At 58.6% G+C, this 19,848-nt stretch carries 18 protein-coding genes; all 18 read left to right on the top strand.

Translation table 11 applies throughout. The features are described 5' to 3' along the window. Positions 1-139 precede the first annotated feature (139 nt). The 18 genes from HB376_RS18015 to HB376_RS17930 all read left to right on the top strand — a co-directional run bounded on the left by HB376_RS18015 (position 140) and on the right by HB376_RS17930 (position 19,796). A complete protein-coding gene (locus HB376_RS18015; RefSeq protein ID WP_213765029.1) occupies positions 140-1,195 on the top strand; it encodes a branched-chain amino acid ABC transporter permease in 1,056 nt (351 codons plus the stop codon). 4 nt (positions 1,196-1,199) lie between these two features. Then, positions 1,200-2,984, top strand: a complete 1,785-nt coding sequence (locus HB376_RS18010) for a branched-chain amino acid ABC transporter ATP-binding protein/permease (RefSeq protein WP_213765028.1) — start codon at positions 1,200-1,202, stop codon at positions 2,982-2,984. Continuing rightward, positions 2,984-3,730, top strand: a complete 747-nt coding sequence (locus HB376_RS18005) for an ABC transporter ATP-binding protein (protein ID WP_213765027.1) — start codon at positions 2,984-2,986, stop codon at positions 3,728-3,730. Before HB376_RS18010 ends, HB376_RS18005 begins: the two co-directional genes overlap by 1 nt. Positions 3,731-3,976: 246 nt before the next feature. After that, positions 3,977-5,956, top strand: a complete 1,980-nt coding sequence (gene mnmG, locus HB376_RS18000) for a tRNA uridine-5-carboxymethylaminomethyl(34) synthesis enzyme MnmG (RefSeq protein ID WP_213765026.1) — start codon at positions 3,977-3,979, stop codon at positions 5,954-5,956. Beyond that, positions 5,956-6,636 carry a 16S rRNA (guanine(527)-N(7))-methyltransferase RsmG gene (gene rsmG / locus HB376_RS17995; protein ID WP_213765127.1) on the top strand — a complete coding sequence of 227 codons (681 nt, stop codon included), beginning with the start codon at positions 5,956-5,958 and terminating at the stop codon, positions 6,634-6,636. Before mnmG ends, rsmG begins: the two co-directional genes overlap by 1 nt. 62 nt (positions 6,637-6,698) lie before the next feature. Beyond that, positions 6,699-7,469 carry an AAA family ATPase gene (locus tag HB376_RS17990; RefSeq protein ID WP_213765126.1) on the top strand — a complete coding sequence of 257 codons (771 nt, stop codon included), beginning with the start codon at positions 6,699-6,701 and terminating at the stop codon, positions 7,467-7,469. Between the two features lie 37 nt (positions 7,470-7,506). Then, positions 7,507-8,436 (top strand): ParB/RepB/Spo0J family partition protein, encoded by a 930-nt coding sequence (locus HB376_RS17985; RefSeq protein WP_213765025.1) that lies wholly within the window; start codon positions 7,507-7,509, stop codon positions 8,434-8,436. A gap of 6 nt (positions 8,437-8,442) precedes the next feature. Continuing rightward, positions 8,443-9,582, top strand: a complete 1,140-nt coding sequence (locus HB376_RS17980; protein ID WP_213765024.1) for an SLC13 family permease — start codon at positions 8,443-8,445, stop codon at positions 9,580-9,582. Between the two features lie 314 nt (positions 9,583-9,896). After that, positions 9,897-10,493, top strand: a complete 597-nt coding sequence (locus tag HB376_RS17975; RefSeq protein ID WP_213765023.1) for an ATP synthase subunit I — start codon at positions 9,897-9,899, stop codon at positions 10,491-10,493. A gap of 220 nt (positions 10,494-10,713) precedes the next feature. Then, the gene (gene atpB / locus HB376_RS17970; protein ID WP_213765022.1) at positions 10,714-11,565 is read left to right on the top strand and encodes a F0F1 ATP synthase subunit A; all 852 of its coding nucleotides are present in this window, start codon (positions 10,714-10,716) and stop codon (positions 11,563-11,565) included. Between the two features lie 154 nt (positions 11,566-11,719). Continuing rightward, a complete protein-coding gene (atpE, locus tag HB376_RS17965) occupies positions 11,720-11,992 on the top strand; it encodes a F0F1 ATP synthase subunit C (protein ID WP_047895197.1) in 273 nt (90 codons plus the stop codon). A gap of 136 nt (positions 11,993-12,128) precedes the next feature. Beyond that, complete coding sequence (locus tag HB376_RS17960) at positions 12,129-12,599, top strand: F0F1 ATP synthase subunit B (RefSeq protein WP_213765021.1); 471 nt, start codon at positions 12,129-12,131, stop codon at positions 12,597-12,599. A 2-nt stretch (positions 12,600-12,601) separates the two neighbouring features. Further along, a complete protein-coding gene (locus tag HB376_RS17955; protein ID WP_213765020.1) occupies positions 12,602-13,141 on the top strand; it encodes a F0F1 ATP synthase subunit delta in 540 nt (179 codons plus the stop codon). A 49-nt stretch (positions 13,142-13,190) separates the two neighbouring features. Continuing rightward, positions 13,191-14,732, top strand: coding sequence for a F0F1 ATP synthase subunit alpha (gene atpA, locus HB376_RS17950; protein WP_213765019.1), 1,542 nt, complete (start codon positions 13,191-13,193; stop codon positions 14,730-14,732). A 179-nt stretch (positions 14,733-14,911) separates the two neighbouring features. After that, positions 14,912-15,814, top strand: coding sequence for a F0F1 ATP synthase subunit gamma (gene atpG / locus HB376_RS17945; protein WP_213765018.1), 903 nt, complete (start codon positions 14,912-14,914; stop codon positions 15,812-15,814). Positions 15,815-15,880: 66 nt separating this feature from the next. Continuing rightward, on the top strand, positions 15,881-17,275 hold the full coding sequence (gene atpD, locus HB376_RS17940) for a F0F1 ATP synthase subunit beta (RefSeq protein WP_213765017.1): 1,395 nt from the start codon (positions 15,881-15,883) through the stop codon (positions 17,273-17,275). Between the two features lie 75 nt (positions 17,276-17,350). Continuing rightward, on the top strand, positions 17,351-17,776 hold the full coding sequence (locus tag HB376_RS17935; RefSeq protein ID WP_031364241.1) for a F0F1 ATP synthase subunit epsilon: 426 nt from the start codon (positions 17,351-17,353) through the stop codon (positions 17,774-17,776). A 289-nt stretch (positions 17,777-18,065) separates the two neighbouring features. Continuing rightward, on the top strand, positions 18,066-19,796 hold the full coding sequence (locus tag HB376_RS17930) for an AMP-binding protein (RefSeq protein ID WP_213765016.1): 1,731 nt from the start codon (positions 18,066-18,068) through the stop codon (positions 19,794-19,796). The last annotated feature ends 52 nt before the right edge of the window (positions 19,797-19,848 follow it).

Raw genomic sequence — 19,848 nt, 5'->3', positions numbered from 1 at the left:
GGCGCGTTAGCGTTCTGGCGCTCAGCGTTCCGGGATATCAACCGTGGCTTTGAGACTGCATTTTTCCCGCAGTGCCAGGCCATGTTTTCGATGGGTTGACCCGGCAGCCCCAGTAGCAGGATGCTCCTAAAGAGGCAGTATGGACTTATCGATTGCGGCGATTCTCGCGCAAGACGGCATCACCACGGGCGCAATCTACGCATTGCTCGCGCTCGCGCTGGTCCTCGTGTTTTCGGTGACGCGTGTCATCTTCATCCCGCAGGGCGAGTTCGTGGCATACGGCGCGCTGACGCTGGCCGCGCTGCAAACCCAGAAGCTACCGGCAACGTGCTGGCTGCTGATCGCCATGGGCGTGGGGTGCTTCGTCGCGGAGATTGCGGGCATCGTGCGGCATCCGTCTCGATACCGGCAGATAGGGCGCACGCTCGCCGTGCTGGCGGGCAAATACCTGCTGTTCCCGGTGGCAGTCTATGGGCTGACGCAGAGCGTGCTGATGCAGCCGTTGCCCATGATCCTGCAGGTCGCGCTCGCGCTGCTGATCGTGATTCCGATGGGTCCATTCGTCTACCGGTTGGCCTACGAGCCGATTGCCGAAGCCAGCACGCTGCTGCTGCTGATCGTGGCGGTCGCTGTGCATTTCGCGATGGTCGGCCTCGGCCTCGTGATGTTCGGCGCGGAAGGCTCGCGCACGACTGCGTTCTCCGATGCCACGTTCAATCTCGGCAGCGTGTCCATCTCCGGGCAGAGTCTCTGGGTGGTCGGGACGGCCGCGGTGCTGATCGTTGCGCTCTATTTGTACTTCGACCGCACGATCTCCGGGAAGGCGCTGCGCGCGACCTCGGTAAACCGGCTTGGCGCGCGTCTGGTGGGCATCGGCACAACCCAAGCGGGAAGGCTTTCTTTCACGCTCGCGGCCGGCCTGGGCGCGCTCTGCGGCGTCCTGGTGGCCCCAATCACGACCATTTACTACGACTCGGGTTTCCTGATCGGCCTGAAGGGCTTCGTTGGGGCGATCGTGGGCGGCTTGGTGAGTTATCCGCTGGCCGCTGCGGGTTCGCTGCTGGTCGGGCTGCTTGAATCGTATTCCTCGTTCTGGGCGAGCGCATACAAAGAGGTGATCGTCTTCACGCTGATCATTCCGGTGCTGCTGTGGCGGAGTCTGGCAAGTCCGCATTCGGACGAAGACGAGGAGTGACGCGATGAAATTCGTCATGCGAAACAAGTTTTTCTGGGTATTTCTGTTGGTCGTATTCGCGCTGCCGGTGCTGCCGCATCCGATCCGCACGCCCGAGTACTGGATCACGCTGCTGAACTACATTGGTTTGTATTCCATTGTCGCTATCGGGCTCGTGCTGTTGACGGGCATCGGCGGGATGACGAGCTTCGGGCAAGCGGCGTTCGTGGGCGTGGGTGCTTATTCAACGGCCTACCTGACGACGCAGTTCGGTGTGTCGCCGTGGCTCGCGTTAATAGTGGGCATGGTGCTGACGGCGCTGATCGCGCTGTTGCTTGGGATGGTCACCATGCGACTGTCGGGCCACTTCTTGCCGCTCGGGACCATCGCGTGGGGGCTATCGCTGTTCTTCCTGTTTGGGAATCTCGAATTTCTCGGCAAGTACGACGGCATCAATGGCATTCCAGTGCTCAACCTGTTCGGATGGCATCTCGAGTCCGGGCGGTCGATCTACTACCTGATCTGGGTTGTCGTGTTGCTCGCGGTCGTATCTGTTCAGAATCTGCTTAATAGTCGTCCTGGCCGGGCTATTCGCGCGCTGCGCGGCGGCGGCACGATGGCCGAAGCCATGGGCGTGAATACCGCGTGGATGCGTGTGGTGATCTTCGTCTACGCCGCCGTGCTGGCCGCGATTTCAGGCTTCCTGTACGCGCATTTGCAGCGTGCGGTGAATCCGACGCCGTTTGGTCTCAATCACAGCATCGAGTTCCTGTTCATGGCGGTGGTGGGAGGCGTGTCGCATGTATGGGGTGCGGTGTTGGGCGCGACGATCCTCACCGTCCTGCAGGACTATCTGCAGACCTTGCTGCCTAAACTGCTTGGCTCGAATGGCAATTTCGAGATCATCGTGTTCGGGGTGTTGATGGTGCTGTTGCTCCAATACGCACGGCAAGGGGTCTGGCCGTTCGTCGCACGGCTCTTCCCCAGCGGCCCGCGTGCCCGTGCCCCCGAGCACGCGGAAGCGCTGCCGCAACGCCCGAAGCCGATCATCGGCGAGCCTTTGCTGGTCGTCGATAAAGCTCGCAAGGAGTTCGGCGGTCTGGTCGCCGTCAACGATGTCAGTTTCCAGGTGAAAGCGGGCGAGATCATCGGTTTGATTGGACCGAACGGCGCGGGGAAATCGACGACATTCAACCTGGTCACCGGTGTGCTGCAAGCCACAAGCGGCTCGATCACCTTCCAGGGCGAACGTATCGATGCGCTGACTTCACGTGAAATCGTCAAACGCGGTATTGGACGGACGTTCCAGCACGTGCGACTGCTATCGGGCATGACGGTTCTGGAGAACGTCGCCATAGGCGCGCACTTGCGGGGAAAGACGGGCGTCTGGCGCAGCGTCGCGCGCCTGAACACAGCGGAAGAAGGACGTTTGATGGCGGAAGCCGCGAAGCAGATCAAACGCGTGGGCCTGGAAAAACATCTCTACGATGAAGCCGGCAGCTTGGCGCTGGGGCAACAACGAATTCTGGAAATTGCACGCGCTCTATGCTGCGATCCGACTTTGCTATTGCTGGATGAACCCGCTGCTGGTTTGCGCTATCAGGAGAAACAGCAACTGGCGGGGTTGCTGCGACGCCTGAAGGGCGAGGGCATGAGCATCTTGCTGGTAGAACATGACATGGATTTCGTGATGAATCTGACCGACCGGTTGGTGGTGATGGAATTTGGAACCCGAATTGCAGAAGGATTGCCTGAGGATGTCCAGAAGGACCCTGCGGTTTTGGAAGCCTATCTGGGTGGGGTGGACTGATGGCTGATGCAATTCTTCAAGTCGCCGGTCTGTCGGTCCGTTATGGCAAGGTCGAGGCGCTTCACAACGGAAAACTCAACGTAGGCGCAGGGCAGATCGTTTCGGTTATTGGACCTAACGGCGCGGGCAAATCCACTTTGCTCAACGCCATCATGGGCGCACTTCCGTCCACGGGCTATGCGAAAGGGACCGTTCTCTATCGGGGCGAAGATGTCTCTGCGCTGGCAATCGAGAAGCGTGTTTCACGTGGTATGTGTCTTGTGCCGGAAAAGCGTGAGCTGTTTGCGAGTATGACCGTGGAAGACAACCTGGTTTTGGGTGCGTATCGGCGAAAGCGGGCAGGCGAACGCAATTTTCTCGATCAACTCGATCATGTGTTCGACTTGTTCCCGCGTCTGAAGGAGCGACGGAAGCAGACGGCGGGAACCCTGTCGGGCGGGGAGCGGCAAATGCTTGCGGTTGGCCGTGCGCTCATGGGCAAGCCCGATTTGCTGATGCTGGATGAACCTAGTCTTGGGTTGGCACCGTTAATCGTGAAGGAGATATTCCACATCATCAGCGCGTTGCGTCAAACGGGCGTCGCTACGTTGCTGATCGAGCAAAATGCCCGCGCAGCGCTGCAGATATCGGATTACGGTTACGTGCTCGAAACGGGGGAGTTCGCAATGGAAGGTGTTGCCAGCGAATTGGCCCACAATCCGAAGGTTATTGAAACGTACTTGGGGTTGGCGAAGAAGATCGCTTAGCGCGGTTACAGCTCAACGTGTTTCACGTGAAACACGATTTTTTGCGTTAAGCGGTTGTTAATGAATTTCTGCGCGATCTACAGATTCTCGGTACGACTTTGAATTCCAACGAATTTTGATGGCATGTTTCACGTGAAACATGCCATTTTTTTCGCGTTGGCCGTTTGGCCTGAATCTCGACAAAAGCTAACCGGCTATAATTCTTCGATATCTCTTTTGAAGGTCCGCCACCTCGCGCGGGAACCCATGCTTTATCCAACTGAATTCGATGTGATCGTCGTAGGTGGCGGTCACGCTGGAACTGAAGCCGCTTTAGCCTCGGCCCGAACGGGTGCGGCGACGCTTTTGTTGACCCATAACATCGAAACACTCGGTCAAATGAGCTGCAATCCCTCTATCGGCGGGATTGGAAAGGGCCATTTGGTCAAGGAAATCGATGCGCTGGGCGGCGCAATGGCCGCGGCAACCGATGAAGCGGGCATCCAGTTTCGGATTCTGAACTCATCGAAAGGGCCGGCAGTCCGTGCTACGCGGGCGCAAGCGGATCGCGTTTTGTACAAACAAGCGATTCGGCATCGACTTGAAAATCAGCCCAATCTTTGGTTGTTCCAGCAAGCAGTGGACGATTTGATCGTCGAAGGCGACCGCGTTGTCGGTGCCGTGACTCAGGTCGGCGTGAAATTCCGCGCGAAAGCGGTCGTGTTGACGGCCGGCACTTTCCTCGACGGAAAGATTCACGTGGGTTTGAACAACTACACGGGCGGCAGGGCAGGTGACCCGGCGGCCGTGTCCTTGTCGGCGCGGCTGAAGGAGCTTCAACTTCCGCAGGGTCGGTTAAAAACGGGCACCCCGCCGCGGATTGATGGCAGGACCATCGATTATTCGAAGCTCGAAGAGCAACCCGGCGATCTCGATCCGGTCCCCGTGTTCTCGTTCCTCGGTCGCGTTGAACAGCATCCGCGGCAAGTGCCGTGCTGGGTGACGCATACCAACGAGCGTACGCATGACATCATTCGGGCCGGCCTCGACCGTTCGCCAATGTACACAGGCGTTATCGAAGGCGTCGGGCCGCGCTATTGTCCGTCGATAGAAGACAAGATTCACCGCTTTGCGTCCAAGGATTCGCATCAAATCTTTTTGGAACCGGAAGGCCTGACGACGAACGAGTTCTATCCGAACGGCATTTCTACGAGCTTGCCCTTCGATGTTCAGCTCGAATTAGTTCGTTCCATGAAGGGATTGGAGCACGCGCACATTCTGCGACCGGGCTACGCGATTGAATACGATTACTTCGATCCACGAGCGCTGAAGGCGTCGTTGGAAACCAAAGCGATTGGTGGGCTGTTCTTCGCAGGACAGATCAACGGCACAACCGGCTACGAGGAAGCGGCTGCACAGGGCTTGCTCGCGGGTCTCAACGCAGCATTACAAGTCAGCGGCAAGGATGCGTGGTGTCCCCGTCGTGATGAAGCATATCTGGGTGTTTTGGTCGACGATCTGGTCACCCAAGGGGTGTCGGAGCCATACCGCATGTTCACTAGCCGCGCGGAATACCGCCTGTCGCTGCGTGAAGACAATGCCGATATGCGTTTGACCGAAGCGGGCAGGGCGCTGGGCTTGGTGGATGACGCCCGCTGGAGCGTTTTCAACGAAAAGCGCGATGCTGTTTCACGTGAAACACAGCGCCTGAAATCGACTTGGGTTAACCCTAAAACGCTGCCCGTAGAAGAAGCTATCGCACTACTCGGTAAGCCGATTGACCACGAATACAGCTTGGCGGATTTATTGCGGCGACCGGGTGTCACCTATGCGGACGTTTGCGCATTGCGGAATCACACCTCCGGTCCGGAAACACCGCTGGCCCAAGATCCGGTTTTGCTCGGCCAAATCGAAGAGCAGATCGAGATCGCGGTGAAGTATCAGGGCTACATTGACCGTCAGGCTGGTGAGATTGAGCGCAACGGGACGCACGAAAATACGCGTTTGCCGGAAGGATTCGATTACGCAGAAGTGCGCGGATTGTCCTTTGAGGCTCGCCAGAAACTGATCCAGCACCGCCCGGAGACGATTGGCCAGGCATCGCGTATTTCGGGTATTACGCCGGCTACCATTTCCTTGCTCATGGTTCACCTCAAGCGGGCGTTGGGCCGACGCGACAGCGCCGCAGGTCAGGTAGCAGCCGGAAATAACAGGGCCGGGCGTGGCAGCGCTCGCTCCGTCTCGTGATGCAGCGTGACGCCGGGGACGCCGGACTACAAAAGCTTCTAAACGAAGGAATCGAGCAACTCGGCATTGCCGTCACGGACGCGCAGCGCCAGAAGTTGCTCGACTACGTGGCCCTGCTTGGTAAGTGGAATGCAGTCTACAACCTGACCGCGATTCGCGATCCGCGCCAGATGCTGATCCAGCACATTCTTGATTCTCTCGCGATCATCCCGTTTATCACACGCCGCACCGGGCCTCAGTCTGCGCTCGATGTTGGCTCGGGCGGTGGCCTGCCGGGGATCGTCATGGCGATCGTCCTGCCCGACTGGCAAGTCACGCTGAACGACATCGTTCACAAGAAAACGGCCTTCCAATCCCAGGCTAAGTTGCAACTCGGACTGATCAACTTGTCGGTCGTGACAGGGCGTGTCGAAAATCTGCACCCCGGTATAGAAGTCCCAGGTCTTTTCGATGTAATCGTCTCGCGCGCGTTCGCAGAGCTCTCTGACTTCGTTACACTTGCGCGTCATCTGGTTGCCGGCAACGGCCGCATCTGGGCGATGAAAGGAATCAGGCCGGATGCCGAGATTGCTCGCCTTCCCGCCGACACGAAAGTCTGCTGTATCGAACGCCTCCGCGTGCCCATGCTCGACGCCGAGCGCCACCTGATCGAAATTGAAATCGGAGCGGCCCCACATTGAACACTGCAGTCGACATCTCACGCGCGCCTGAAATCCAGTCAGGAAAGAAGGGACACATCACGATGGCAAAAATCTTCTGCGTCGCGAACCAGAAGGGCGGCGTCGGAAAGACGACGACAGCAGTCAACCTCGCGGCGAGTCTGGCGGCGCTCGACCAGCGCGTCTTGCTAGTCGACCTGGACCCGCAGGGCAACGCCACCATGGGAAGCGGCGTCGACAAAGCCGCCGTCGAGAACACCGTGTACGACGTACTGGTCAACGGAGTGACCGTGCTTGAGGCGCGTACTCGTACGGACGCGGTCGGCTACGACGTCTTGCCGGCTAACCGCGAACTGGCGGGCGCCGAAGTGGAACTGGTCGGCGTGGAAAACCGCGAACGCGTGCTGCGCAAGGCTTTGACGGAAGTCCAAGCCGATTACGATTTCATCCTCATTGATTGCCCGCCTGCTTTGTCCTTGCTCACGCTGAACGGTTTGTGCGCCGCCCACGGCGTGGTCATCCCGATGCAGTGCGAGTATTTCGCGCTGGAAGGTCTGTCCGACCTCGTCAACACGATCAAGCAGGTCCACGCGAATCTCAACCGCGACTTGAAGGTGATCGGATTGTTGCGCGTCATGTTCGATCCTCGCATTACGTTGCAGCAGCAGGTATCGGATCAACTGAAACAGCATTTCGGTGACAAGCTCTTCGACGTCGTCATTCCCCGCAACGTCCGTCTGGCCGAAGCGCCCAGTTACGGTTTGCCGGGTGTCGTGTTTGACCGGGCATCGCGTGGCGCGCAGGCGTATATCCAGTTCGGTACGGAAATGATCGAGCGCGTACGCGCGCTTTAACGGACACAGCGTCAAGATGGCAGAACGAGGAAGCAAGATGAACGCAACGATGAAGAAGAAGGGCCTTGGGCGCGGTCTGGAGGCCCTGCTGGGCGGAAGCTCGGATATCACCGAGGCCGTGCGCAGCGAAGGCCTGCCGAACGTTCTACGCCTCGACTCGATGCAAGCCGGCAAGTACCAGCCGCGTACGCGAATGGACGAAGGCGCGCTGCAGGAACTCGCGGCCAGCATCCGCGCGCAGGGCGTGATGCAGCCGATCCTCGTGCGTTCGATCGGCAACGACCGGTACGAAATCATTGCCGGCGAGCGGCGCTTCCGTGCGGCGAAATTGGCTGGCCTTGAAGAAGTGCCGGTGCTTGTGAAGAACGTGCCGGATCAGGCCGCAGCGGCCATGGCGCTGATCGAAAACATTCAGCGCGAGGATTTGAATCCGCTGGAAGAGGCGCAGGGCATCCAGCGCCTGCTCGATGAATTCGATTTCACGCACGAGCAAGCGGCCGAATCGGTCGGGCGTTCGCGTAGTGCCGTATCGAATTTGCTACGCCTGCTGAACCTGGCTACGCCGGTTCAAACCATGCTGCTCGCGGGCGATCTCGACATGGGTCACGCCCGCGCGCTACTTGCCGTCGATGCCGCCACGCAGATCCAGTTGGCCAACCAGGTGGTCAACAAGCGCATGTCGGTGCGCGAGACCGAGAAGCTGGTTTCATCGACGACCAAAGAAGCGCCCGCGACGAAAGCGCGCGTCGCGAACGATGGTGGCCGTGACACGCGCCGGCTCGAAGAGGAATTGTCCGACCTGTTGTCGGCGAACGTGAAGATCAAGATGGGCGGGCGAGGGCGCGGCAAGCTGCAGATTGATTTCGGCGATCTCGATGCGCTCGAAGGCATTTTGGGACGTCTGCGTACCGGCGCCGTCAATGGCAAACCGACAACCACGGACAACGCATCCGCAGCGCAGGCATAAGCCGCGATGCAGTCGCCAGCGGGCTCCAAACGCTTACGAACCAATCCTTGGGCGAAAGCCTGGGCGCTTGTCACCAAAGAGCCCGTGCTGGCGATCCTGTTGGTCGCGCTCATCGCGTTGCAGGTGCTGCATCCCAAGCCGTGGGCGTCGTTACCCGCGTTGATCGACTGGCAGACCGTGCTGACGCTTGCCGGCTTGCTGATGTTGACCAAGGCGGTCGAGCTGTCGGGTTTCCTGATGTGGATGGCGCACCGCGTTGTACATCGAATTCACGGCGAACGCGGGCTCGCGTTTCTGCTGATCGGCCTCGCTGCAGTGCTCTCGACTTTGCTCACCAACGACGTCGCGTTGTTCGCCGTCGTGCCTTTGACTTTATCGCTGCATAAACTCGCGCCGCTTCCCATCAAGCGGCTAGTGATCTTCATCGCGATCGCCGTAAATGCCGGGTCGATCCTGACACCGCTCGGCAACCCTCAGAACCTGTTCCTCTGGCAGACGAGCGGCGTGTCCTTCGGCGGATTCGTGTGGGCGCTGCTGCCGTTGTGCGCGGTGCTCATGGTGATGCTTTACGCGTTAGCCGCGGTGATGTTCCACGACAAGCCGCTCGATCTTTCCGGCGATACCGAAGCGCATTCCGTCGATATCCCTCTCTGCGCGGTAGCGGGCATTGCGTTCATCGCGTTCGTCGTTCTCGCCGATGCCCATTACGCCGGCATCGGCCTGACCGCTGTCGCGGTGGGCTTCCTCTTGTGGCGACGTCACGTCGTGCTGAAGATCGACTGGTTGCTGCTGCTGATCTTCGTGCTGATGTTCATCGTGCTGCGCAGCGTGGCCGCATTGCCGTGGGTGCATCACGCAATAGCAAGCCTGGGCCTCGATTCGCCACTCAAGGCGTACGCGGCCGGCGCCGTGTTGTCCCAGGGAATCAGCAACGTGCCGGCCGCGATCATGCTCGCGGAGTTTTCGAAAGACTGGCGAGCGTTGGCATTCGGCGTGAGCGTAGGTGGATTTGGCATTGCGATTGGTTCGCTTGCCAATCTGATCGCCGTTCGACTATCGGGCGAACGCGGCATGTGGGGTCCGTTTCACCTCATCTCCATTCCATTCTGGATCGTCGCGGCGGCCGTCGGAGCATGGCTCGTTTAATCAGATAAAAATGATGCGGCGCACGCAATGCGAATCCGTGTCCTGCTGAAAAACGACGTGAAACCGGTGCGCATCCGGCGTTAATCAAACTCTTTGTCGGTACAAGCGAAATCTCCTTTCAGAGACGTGTTTTTAAGGCTCGTCCGCTTGTTTTTTGATGGCCCTAAGCTATTGAATCTGTGACAACAATCGCTTACAATCCCCCGGATTTATCAGCTTGGCGACTCCGAAAGCGCAACGTAAGTATGTGGTTGAATCCAGCCATGAACGAGCGGTAAATGCGTAGGCTGTAACTGACTTTAGTGAGATGTGTGATGGCGGTGCGAGAGCAGGATCGAGCGCCGGAAGGCGGGCAAGATGGGCGCGATTCACGCCCTGCCGCTGATTTGACCGGACACAAGATGTCCAGTTCAACGTCCACCACCACTTCTTCTGGTCAGTCGCGCCACGCATCGGATCATCCATTCGACGATTCGTGGGACGCCGAAGCACAAGATAACAAGACTGTTCCGCTTACGCGGACAGAGGCGGAGACGCTGTTTGGTCCCGGAGTGAGTCGTCCATCGCGTGTCACGCCGTTCAAGGTCGTGGCGGCGCAAATGGTTTTGTCCCTGTGTGCGACGTTGGCATGGTGGCTGTTCTACAGTCCACCGGGTGCCGCTGCGCTGTCCGCGTTCCTCGGGGGGGCGATTTGCTGGGTGCCTAGCGGATTGTTCGCCGCACGTCTGAAAGCGAAGAGCGGCGCTGAAACCGTCGCAAGCTGGGTGATCGGCGAAGCAATCAAGATGGGCGCGACTATCGCCATGTTCGTGGCGATCGCGTACGGTTTCAAAGGCGTGCTATGGGTGCCGTTGCTGGTGACGTACCTCATCGCGTTGAAGACGTACTGGATCGCGATGGCCTGGAAATAAGGCGCGCGACATAGAGGGTGCGCGAAGGTGCGCGACATAACGTACCTCGCAGACTTGACGCGCCAGGTAAGTGAAGTGCCAACGGTATCAGAGCAAAATAATACGTGCGGATTTCGTGTCCTGCACGCGGGCCTGCGCCCTGCGAACCGCCAACCATGTGGCGGCTCGAGGATCACGCAGGCGGCGGAAGATTTTCGACAATTTGGGTGGCTTTAAAGTTATGGCAGCTAGCGAAGGAACGCACGCGATGGATCCGTCGGAGTACATCGCGCACCATTTGCAGAATCTTTCCACGTCGCAGCAGACGTCGATTTTCGACATCCACGTCTGGAATCTCGACACGCTTTTCTGGTCGATTCTTTGCGGCATCGTCACCATCGCGATTCTTGGTCTGGCGGCTCGCAAAGCGACGTCCGGCGTGCCGGGTCGCTTCCAGTGCGCAATCGAGATGCTGGTCGAGATGGTGGAAGACCAGTCGAAGTCGATGGTCCACGGCAGCCGCCGTTTCATCGCCCCGCTCGCCCTCACGGTGTTCGTGTGGGTCGCGCTCATGAATTCGCTCGACTTCATCCCGGTTGACCTGCCCACGCGCGTGATCGGCTGGCTGGGTCTGTCGGAGACGTTCCCGCATATGCGCATCGTCCCGACGGCTGATCTGAATGGCACGCTGGGCATTGCTATCGGCGTGTTCGTGCTGATGATTTACTACAACTTCAAGATCAAGGGCGCTGGCGGCTTCGTGCACGAACTGCTGTCCGCTCCGTTCGGCGCGCATCCGCTGCTGTGGATCCCGAACCTTGCACTCAACATCATCGAGTTCGTCGCCAAGACGGTTTCCCTCGGCATGCGGCTGTTCGGCAACATGTACGCAGGCGAACTGTTGTTCCTGCTGATCGCGCTGCTCGGCAGCATGTGGCATTTCGGCGCGGACGCCTCTGTGCTCGGCTTTTTGGGCCACGTAGTTGCAGGGACGGTTTGGGCGATCTTCCACATTCTGATCGTGCTGCTGCAGGCGTTCATTTTCATGATGCTGACGCTGGTGTATCTCGGCCAGGCGCATGACACGCACTAAGCACTCAGTAACGCAATCAGGCAGCAGGGAAGGCTCACAGTAGTTCGGTAAAACGCTGCGGAACAACGCAGCGGCGAACCAAAAATCAGCAGAATCGTATCGAGTTTCAATTTTATAAATCTAGTTCCAAAGTCTTTTTCACATAGGAGTAGTCATGAACGCTTTCATCGCCAACATCCAGGGTCTGACCGCCATCGGTATCGGCATCATCATCGGCCTGGGTGCAATCGGCGCCTGTATCGGTATCGGTTTGATGGGCGGCAAGTACATTGAAGCGTGTGCTCGCCAGCCGGAACTGATGAACCCGCTGCAAACCAAGATGTTCCTCTTGGCTGGTCTGATCGACGCGGCGTTCCTGATTGGCGTTGGTGTGGCAATGCTGTTTGCGTTCGCGAACCCGCTGCTGTCGAAGCTCGCCGCAGGCTGAGGTTCCTCGGAAGTGTGCGCTTAGGCTTTAGGCACTAAGCGCAGGACGGAACGTGCAACGGCGCTTAATCGATGCAACCCTCGATCAAGCGCCTTGCCGTTTCACTCTCCGGATTAGCAACGTTTAAGGAAACACCGTGAATCTCAACGCAACCCTGTTTGCGCAAATGGTCGTGTTTCTGATCCTCGCGTGGTTCACGATGAAGTTCGTGTGGCCGCCGTTGATCAACGCCCTGGATGAGCGCTCGAAGAAGATCGCCGACGGCTTGTCAGCCGCTGAAAAGGGCAAGGCCGAACTCGAAGCCGCACATAAGCGCGTCGACCAGGAACTCGCGCAAGCCCGTACCGACGGCCAACAGCGTATTGCGGATGCTGAAAAGCGCGCAGTCGCCGTCGCCGACGAAATCAAGGCTAACGCCCAGGCTGAAGCCGCGCGCATCATTGCGCAAGCGAAGGCCGACGCAGAACAGCAAGTCGTCAAAGCGCGCGAAGCATTGCGCGGCGAAGTCGCGGCGCTGGCCGTGAAGGGCGCCGAGCAGATCCTGAAGCGCGAAGTCGATCAATCGGTTCACGCCGATATGCTGAATCAACTCAAAACCGAGCTCTGATCATGGCCGAACTTGCAACCATCGCCCGACCGTACGCAGAAGCCATATTCCGCGTGGCCGAAGCGGGTGAGCTCGCCGCCTGGTCTGACTTCGTCGAGGAGCTGGCTCAGGTTGCGCGTCTGCCTGAAGTGCTGTCCATTGCGACGAGCCCGAAAGTGAGCCGCGATCAGGTCAGCGAGCTGTTGTTGTCGGCGGTGAAATCGCCGCTCGCGCAACAGCCGGAGGCAAAGAACTTAGTGCGGATGCTGGTGGACAACCACCGGTTGACGCTGATGCCGGAAATTGCCGTGCAGTTCGACGAGCTGAAGAATTCCCGCGAAGGTGCGGCCGATGCGCTGATTGTCAGCGCATTTCCGCTGGAAGGCGCACAGTTGACCGACCTTGTCGCGAATCTCGAACGCAAGTTCCACTGCAAGCTGAAACCTGCCGTTGAAGTCGATAAGTCGCTGATTGGCGGTGTCCGCGTGACGGTAGGCGACGAAGTACTCGATACCTCGGTCCGCGCGCGCCTCGCCAGCATGCAGACGGCTCTGTCCGCCTGACGCGCTTTTGCGCCGGCGCACGTAAAGAATTGACTATCAGGAGTGACTAATGCAACTCAATCCCTCTGAGATCAGCGAGCTGATCAAGAGCCGGATCCAGGGTCTGGAAGCGAGCGCCGATGTTCGCAACCAAGGCACTGTGATTTCCGTGACCGACGGTATCGTGCGTATTCACGGTTTGTCGGACGTGATGCAGGGCGAAATGCTCGAATTCCCGGGCAATACCTTCGGCCTCGCGCTGAACCTCGAGCGCGATTCGGTTGGCGCCGTGATTTTGGGCGAATACGAACACATTTCGGAAGGCGACATCGTCAAGACGACGGGCCGTATTCTCGAAGTGCCGGTAGGTCCGGAACTGCTCGGCCGTGTGGTCGATGCTCTGGGCGTGCCTATCGACGGCAAGGGTCCGGTCAACGCAAAGATGACCGACGCCGTCGAAAAGATTGCGCCGGGCGTGATCTGGCGTAAGGGCGTGTCGGAGCCGGTTCAAACGGGTCTGAAGTCCATCGACGCAATGGTGCCGGTTGGCCGTGGCCAGCGCGAGTTGATCATTGGCGACCGCCAGTGCGGCAAGACGGCTGTGGCCATTGACGCGATCATCAACCAGAAGGGCAAGAACCTCTTCTGTATCTACGTTGCAATCGGCCAGAAGGCTTCGTCGATCATGAACGTGGTGCGCAAGCTTGAAGAAAGCGGCGCGATGGAATACACCATCGTGGTCGCGGCTTCGGCTTCGGAATCGGCTGCGATGCAATACCTCGCACCGTACGCCGGCTGCACGATGGGCGAATACTTCCGCGATCGCGGTCAAGACGCGCTGATCGTGTATGACGATTTGACCAAGCAAGCGTGGGCGTATCGTCAGATTTCGCTGTTGTTGCGCCGTCCGCCGGGTCGTGAAGCGTATCCGGGCGACGTGTTCTATCTGCACTCGCGTCTGCTGGAGCGTGCTGCTCGCGTGTCGGAAGACTACGTTGAGAAGTTCACGAAGGGCGAAGTGAAGGGCAAGAGCGGTTCGCTGACGGCGCTGCCGGTCATTGAGACGCAAGCCGGCGACGTGACCGCATTCGTTCCGACGAACGTGATCTCGATTACCGACGGCCAGATCTTCCTGGAAACCGACTTGTTCAACGCTGGTATTCGTCCTGCTATTAACGCAGGCGTGTCCGTGTCGCGAGTCGGCGGTGCAGCGCAGACCAAGGTCATCAAGAAGCTGTCCGGCGGTATTCGTACCGACTTGGCGCAGTATCGTGAGTTGGCTGCGTTCTCGCAGTTCGCATCGGACCTGGATGAAGCTACGCGTAAGCAGCTGGAGCGCGGCCGTCGCGTGACGGAATTGCTCAAGCAGCCGCAATATCAGCCGCTGCAAGTTTGGGAACTGGCGATCGCGCTGTTTGCCGCGAACAACGGTTACCTCGACGATCTCGAAGTTGCTCAGGTGCTGCCGTTTGAAAAGGGTCTTCGCGACTACTTGAAGACGAAGCACACGGACTTGATCAATCGCATCGAACAGAACAAAGACTTGTCGAAGGACGACGAAGGCGCATTGCATACCGCGCTGAAGGACTTCAAGAAGTCGGGCGCTTACTGATCCTCGTATTGGTCGAAATTTGAAGCGGCGCGGGCCGCTTTTAGAATCAACGAAGCATCCCGCGCCACTTCGATAGCTTTGCATGGGCCTGAGTAACGCTCACGCTAACTCGGATCGACCGCTTTGCATGGGACCCGAGTAACGCTTACGCGCTAACTCGGGCCGACAAGGAGTAAGCAATGGCTGGAATGAAGGAAATCCGCGGCAAGATCAAGAGCGTGCAAAACACGCGCAAGATCACCAAGGCGATGGAAATGGTGGCTGCGTCGAAAATGCGCCGCGCGCAGGAGCGCATGCGCGCTGCTCGCCCGTATGCCGACAAGATCCGCGACGTCGCGGCTCACATGAGCGCTGCCACGCCTGAGTATCGCCATCCGTTCATGGTTGAGAACAAGGGCGCGAAAGCGGCCGGTATGATCCTCGTCACGACCGATAAAGGTCTGTGCGGCGGCATGAACACGAACATCCTTCGCGCGGCGCTCCTGAAGTTCAAGGAGCTGGAGCAGAAGGGGCAGACGATCGAAGCATCGGCGATCGGCAGCAAGGGTCTGGGCTTCCTGAATCGGTTGAGGGCCAAGACCGTGTCGCAAGTCACGCATCTGGGCGACACGCCGCATCTGGAAAAGCTGATCGGCGCGATCAAGGTTCAGCTCGACCTGTATTCGGAAGGCAAGATCAGCGCGGTTTATCTGGCTTTCACGCGCTTCGTCAACACGATGAAGCAAGAAGCCGTGATCGAACAGTTGCTGCCGCTGTCGGCAAGCGATTTCGCGCGCAAGGACGGCCTGGATAAAAACAGCGAACTGGTCACGCCGAAGACATCGTGGGATTACATCTACGAGCCGGATGCGCAGACGGTCGTCGACGAACTGCTCGTGCGTTATGTCGAAGCGCTCGTGTATCAGGCGGTGGCGGAAAACATGGCATCGGAGCAATCGGCTCGCATGGTCGCCATGAAGGCCGCGTCCGATAACGCGAAGACCGTGATTGGTGAATTGCAGCTCGTGTACAACAAGAGCCGGCAAGCATCGATTACGAAGGAATTGTCAGAAATCGTCGGTGGCGCTGCAGCGGTCGGTTGATCGTGAGCGTCGAATCGAACTGCGCCTGTCGCGCGAGTGAAGAATCAAGTATCTAAAGGAAATGCGATGAGTACTACTGCTTTGGTAGAAGGCAAGATCGTACAGTGCATCGGCGCGGTTATCGACGTGGAATTCCCGCGTTCCGACATGCCGAGAATTTACGACGCGCTCGTTTTGGAAGGCTCGGAACTGACGCTTGAAGTCCAGCAGCAGCTGGGCGACGGCGTGGTTCGTACCATTTGCCTGGGTGCATCGGATGGATTGCGCCGCGGTACGGTCGTGAAGAACACGGGTAAGCCGATCAGCGTGCCTGTCGGCAAGCCGACGCTTGGCCGGATCATGGACGTGCTGGGTCGTCCTATCGACGAAGCCGGCCCGATCAACTCGGACGTTACGCGCGGGATTCACCAGAAGGCGCCGAAGTTCGAAGATCTGTCGCCGTCTACTGAACTGCTGGAAACCGGCATCAAGGTTATTGACTTGATCTGCCCGTTTGCGAAGGGCGGTAAGGTTGGTTTGTTCGGTGGCGCCGGTGTGGGCAAGACCGTGAACATGATGGAACTGATCAACAACATCGCTAAGGAGCACGGTGGTTATTCCGTGTTCGCCGGTGTTGGCGAGCGTACCCGCGAAGGGAACGACTTCTATCATGAAATGAAGGATTCGAACGTTCTGGACAAGGTCGCGCTGGTGTACGGCCAGATGAACGAGCCGCCGGGCAACCGTCTGCGCGTGGCGCTGACCGGCCTGACAATGGCCGAGCATTTCCGCGACGAAGGTCTGGACGTGCTGTTCTTCGTGGACAACATCTACCGTTTCACGCTGGCTGGTACGGAAGTGTCAGCTTTGCTGGGACGTATGCCGTCGGCAGTGGGTTATCAGCCTACGCTGGCTGAAGAAATGGGCCGTCTGCAAGAACGGATCACGTCGACGAAAACCGGCTCGATCACTTCGGTGCAAGCCGTGTACGTTCCCGCCGATGACTTGACCGACCCGTCGCCGGCGACCACGTTTGGTCACTTGGATGCAACCGTCGTGTTGTCGCGTGATATTGCTTCGCTGGGTATTTATCCGGCTGTGGATCCGCTCGATTCGACCTCGCGTCAGATCGACCCGAACGTGATTGGCGAAGAGCACTACAACATCACGCGTGGCGTGCAGCAAACGCTGCAGCGCTACAAGGAATTGCGCGACATTATCGCGATTCTGGGCATGGACGAACTCGCGCCGGAAGACAAGCTCGCGGTTGCGCGCGCTCGTAAGATCCAGCGTTTCCTGTCGCAGCCGTTCCACGTCGCGGAAGTCTTCACGGGCTCGCCGGGCAAGTACGTGCCGCTGAAGGAAACCATCCGCGGCTTCAAGATGATCGTGGAAGGTGAATGTGATCATCTGCCGGAGCAGGCGTTCTACATGGTCGGCACGATCGACGAAGCCTTCGAAAAGGCTAAGAAGATCCAGTAAGGGTCGGGTGTAACGCAACGGGCGCTGGCTTTATCCAAAGCGAGCGCCTCGTAATACACTCAACTGGGAGTCGATATGGCAACTATTCAAGTAGACGTCGTCAGCGCGGAAGAGCAGATCTTCTCGGGCCGTGCGAAGTTCGTCGCGCTGCCGGGCGAAGCGGGTGAACTCGGCATTCTGCCGGGCCACACGCCGCTCATCACGCGGATTCGTCCGGGTGCAGTGCGTATCGAAGCGGAGAACGGTGACGAAGAGTTTGTGTTCGTTGCTGGCGGGATTCTCGAGATTCAGCCGGGCGTAGTGACGGTTCTGGCCGATACCGCGATCCGTGGTCAGGATCTCGATGAAGCGAAGGCGCTCGAAGCGAAGAAGCGCGCTGAAGAAGCGTTGCAGAACACGGGTTCGAACCTCGAGTACGCAACCGCGCAAGCGGAGTTGGCGTACGCGACGGCTCAGATCGCGGCGATTCAGCGGCTGCGGAAATTGCGCGGTAATCACTGAGTTTTTCGCGAGTTTGGCGAGATAAAAAAGCAGCCATCGGGCTGCTTTTTTTATTGGCCTTCGAAGAAACGGCGATGCACGGGCTAACACATACACATACGCTCAAGGCCGCACGCTTCCGCGCAAATCTGCACAACCAACATGCGTTGATCCGGACGTTTTTGCGGGTAACTTGCGGGTAACACTCAATGCCCTGGCTTTCCCTCGCGATGCACAATTAGCCTTCCGAATCGCTTTCATGGCGCATCCTCTTCGCCTTTAGCGCCATCCCACGGAGGAGACCTTCGATATGCCTATCCAACCGACGAACGCCGGGCCGCAGATCGAACCACGCGACGGCCTGTCGTACGTTCGCGGCTCGACAGACATCCCACTGAGCGACGCCACCGTTTCCCGCTTCCTGCGCGGTACGGCCGAGAAATACCCCGACCGTTCTGCCGTGATTTTCCGCGAGCAAAATATCCGTTGGACCTGGCGTGAATTCGCCGATGAAGTCGATGTCCTCGCGTCGGGTTTGCTCAAGCTCGGCGTGGGAACGGGAGATCGTGTAGGCATCTGGTCGCCGAACCGCTCTGAATGGTTGCTCACGCAATTCGCGACGGCGCGGATCGGCGCGATCCTGGTGAACATCAACCCGGCGTATCGATTGGCGGAGCTTGAGTACGCATTGAACAAGGTCGGCTGCAAGGCGTTGATCGCAGCGGAACAGTTCAAGACATCGAAGTATCTGGAGATGCTGCAAACGCTCGCGCCGGAACTCGCGACCGCAGAACCTGGCGCACTGAACGCTGCTCGTTTCCCCGATTTAAAAGCCGTGATCCGCATGGGCGAGGGCGCGACGCCCGGCATGCTGCGTTTTCCCGATGTCATGTCGCACGGCCGGGATCGGCTCAACACGGCACAGCTCGACGCGCTGGAATCGGCACTGACGGCCCACGATCCCATCAACATCCAGTTCACGAGCGGCACCACCGGCAATCCGAAGGGCGCCACGCTTACGCATCACAACGTGGTGAACAACGGCCGTTACATCGCGCGCTCGATGTTGCTCACCGAACAGGATTCGCTGTGCATTCCCGTGCCGCTGTATCACTGCTTCGGCATGGTGTTGGCGGTGCTTGCGTGCGTATCGGTGGGTGCGGCGATGGTGTTCCCCGGCGAAGCTTTCGATCCCGCCGCCACGTTAGCCGCTGTCGATGAAGAGCGCTGCACCGCATTGCACGGCGTGCCAACGATGTTCATCGCGGAATTCGATCTCCCGAACTTCGAAACGTACGACCTCAGCCGCTTGCGCACCGGGATCATGGCGGGTTCGCCCTGCCCGATCGAGACCATGAAGCGCGTGGTCGCGGAGATGAATCTGCGCGAAATCACGATCGCATACGGGATGACCGAGACGAGCCCAGTGTCGTTTCAGAGTTCGACCACCGATCCCCTTGATAAACGCACCACGACCGTCGGTCAGATCCAGCCGCATCTGGAGGTGAAGCTGGTCGATCCGCTCGGCGAAATCGTCCCGGTTGGCGAGACCGGCGAACTCTGCACGCGCGGATATTCGGTAATGAAAGGATATTGGGGCGACGAAGAAAAAACGCGCGAAGCGATTATCGATGGCTGGATGCATACCGGCGATCTGGCGACGCTCGATGCCGAGGGATATTGCAATATCGTCGGACGTTTAAAGGACATGCTGATTCGCGGCGGCGAGAACATTTATCCGCGCGAGATCGAAGAATTCCTGTTCCGGCACCCGAAAATTCAATCGGCGCAGGTATTCGGTGTTCCCGATAGTAAATACGGCGAGGAAGTATGCGCGTGGATTGTTCTCCGCCAAGGCGAGCACGCGACGGCAGAAGATATTCGCGAGTTCTGCCAAGGGCAGATCGCGCACTACAAGATTCCGCGGCATATCCGCTTTGTCGACGAGCTGCCGATGACAGTCACCGGCAAGGTCCAGAAGTTCATCATGCGAGCGAAGATGATCGATGAACTGAAGCTATCAGAGTCTAAAACGGCTTAATTATGGGTAATTACTGAGATCTACAACCGAAAATGGCCGCCGGAGTAATCAC

It is taken from the genome of Caballeronia sp. dw_19 (assembly GCF_018449515.1).
Taxonomy (GTDB): Bacteria; Pseudomonadota; Gammaproteobacteria; order Burkholderiales; family Burkholderiaceae; genus Caballeronia.
Note: the sequence above shows the minus strand (reverse complement) of the source record. Positions and strands in the feature narration are given on the sequence as shown.

Excerpts from the sequence above, each read along its gene's own strand:
- HB376_RS17955 (WP_213765020.1), top strand. The coding sequence starts at position 12,602 with ATGGCCGAACTTGCAACCATCGCCCGACCGTACGCAGAAGCCATATTC.
- atpD (WP_213765017.1), top strand. The coding sequence starts at position 15,881 with ATGAGTACTACTGCTTTGGTAGAAGGCAAGATCGTACAGTGCATCGGC.
- HB376_RS17985 (WP_213765025.1), top strand. The coding sequence starts at position 7,507 with ATGAACGCAACGATGAAGAAGAAGGGCCTTGGGCGCGGTCTGGAGGCC.
- HB376_RS17930 (WP_213765016.1), top strand. The coding sequence starts at position 18,066 with ATGCCTATCCAACCGACGAACGCCGGGCCGCAGATCGAACCACGCGAC.
- atpB (WP_213765022.1), top strand. The coding sequence starts at position 10,714 with ATGGCAGCTAGCGAAGGAACGCACGCGATGGATCCGTCGGAGTACATC.
- HB376_RS17990 (WP_213765126.1), top strand. The coding sequence starts at position 6,699 with ATGGCAAAAATCTTCTGCGTCGCGAACCAGAAGGGCGGCGTCGGAAAG.
- mnmG (WP_213765026.1), top strand. The coding sequence starts at position 3,977 with ATGCTTTATCCAACTGAATTCGATGTGATCGTCGTAGGTGGCGGTCAC.
- atpG (WP_213765018.1), top strand. The coding sequence starts at position 14,912 with ATGGCTGGAATGAAGGAAATCCGCGGCAAGATCAAGAGCGTGCAAAAC.
- HB376_RS17980 (WP_213765024.1), top strand. The coding sequence starts at position 8,443 with ATGCAGTCGCCAGCGGGCTCCAAACGCTTACGAACCAATCCTTGGGCG.
- HB376_RS18010 (WP_213765028.1), top strand. The coding sequence starts at position 1,200 with ATGAAATTCGTCATGCGAAACAAGTTTTTCTGGGTATTTCTGTTGGTC.
- rsmG (WP_213765127.1), top strand. The coding sequence starts at position 5,956 with ATGCAGCGTGACGCCGGGGACGCCGGACTACAAAAGCTTCTAAACGAA.
- HB376_RS17935 (WP_031364241.1), top strand. The coding sequence starts at position 17,351 with ATGGCAACTATTCAAGTAGACGTCGTCAGCGCGGAAGAGCAGATCTTC.
- atpE (WP_047895197.1), top strand. The coding sequence starts at position 11,720 with ATGAACGCTTTCATCGCCAACATCCAGGGTCTGACCGCCATCGGTATC.
- HB376_RS18005 (WP_213765027.1), top strand. The coding sequence starts at position 2,984 with ATGGCTGATGCAATTCTTCAAGTCGCCGGTCTGTCGGTCCGTTATGGC.
- atpA (WP_213765019.1), top strand. The coding sequence starts at position 13,191 with ATGCAACTCAATCCCTCTGAGATCAGCGAGCTGATCAAGAGCCGGATC.
- HB376_RS17975 (WP_213765023.1), top strand. The coding sequence starts at position 9,897 with ATGGCGGTGCGAGAGCAGGATCGAGCGCCGGAAGGCGGGCAAGATGGG.
- HB376_RS18015 (WP_213765029.1), top strand. The coding sequence starts at position 140 with ATGGACTTATCGATTGCGGCGATTCTCGCGCAAGACGGCATCACCACG.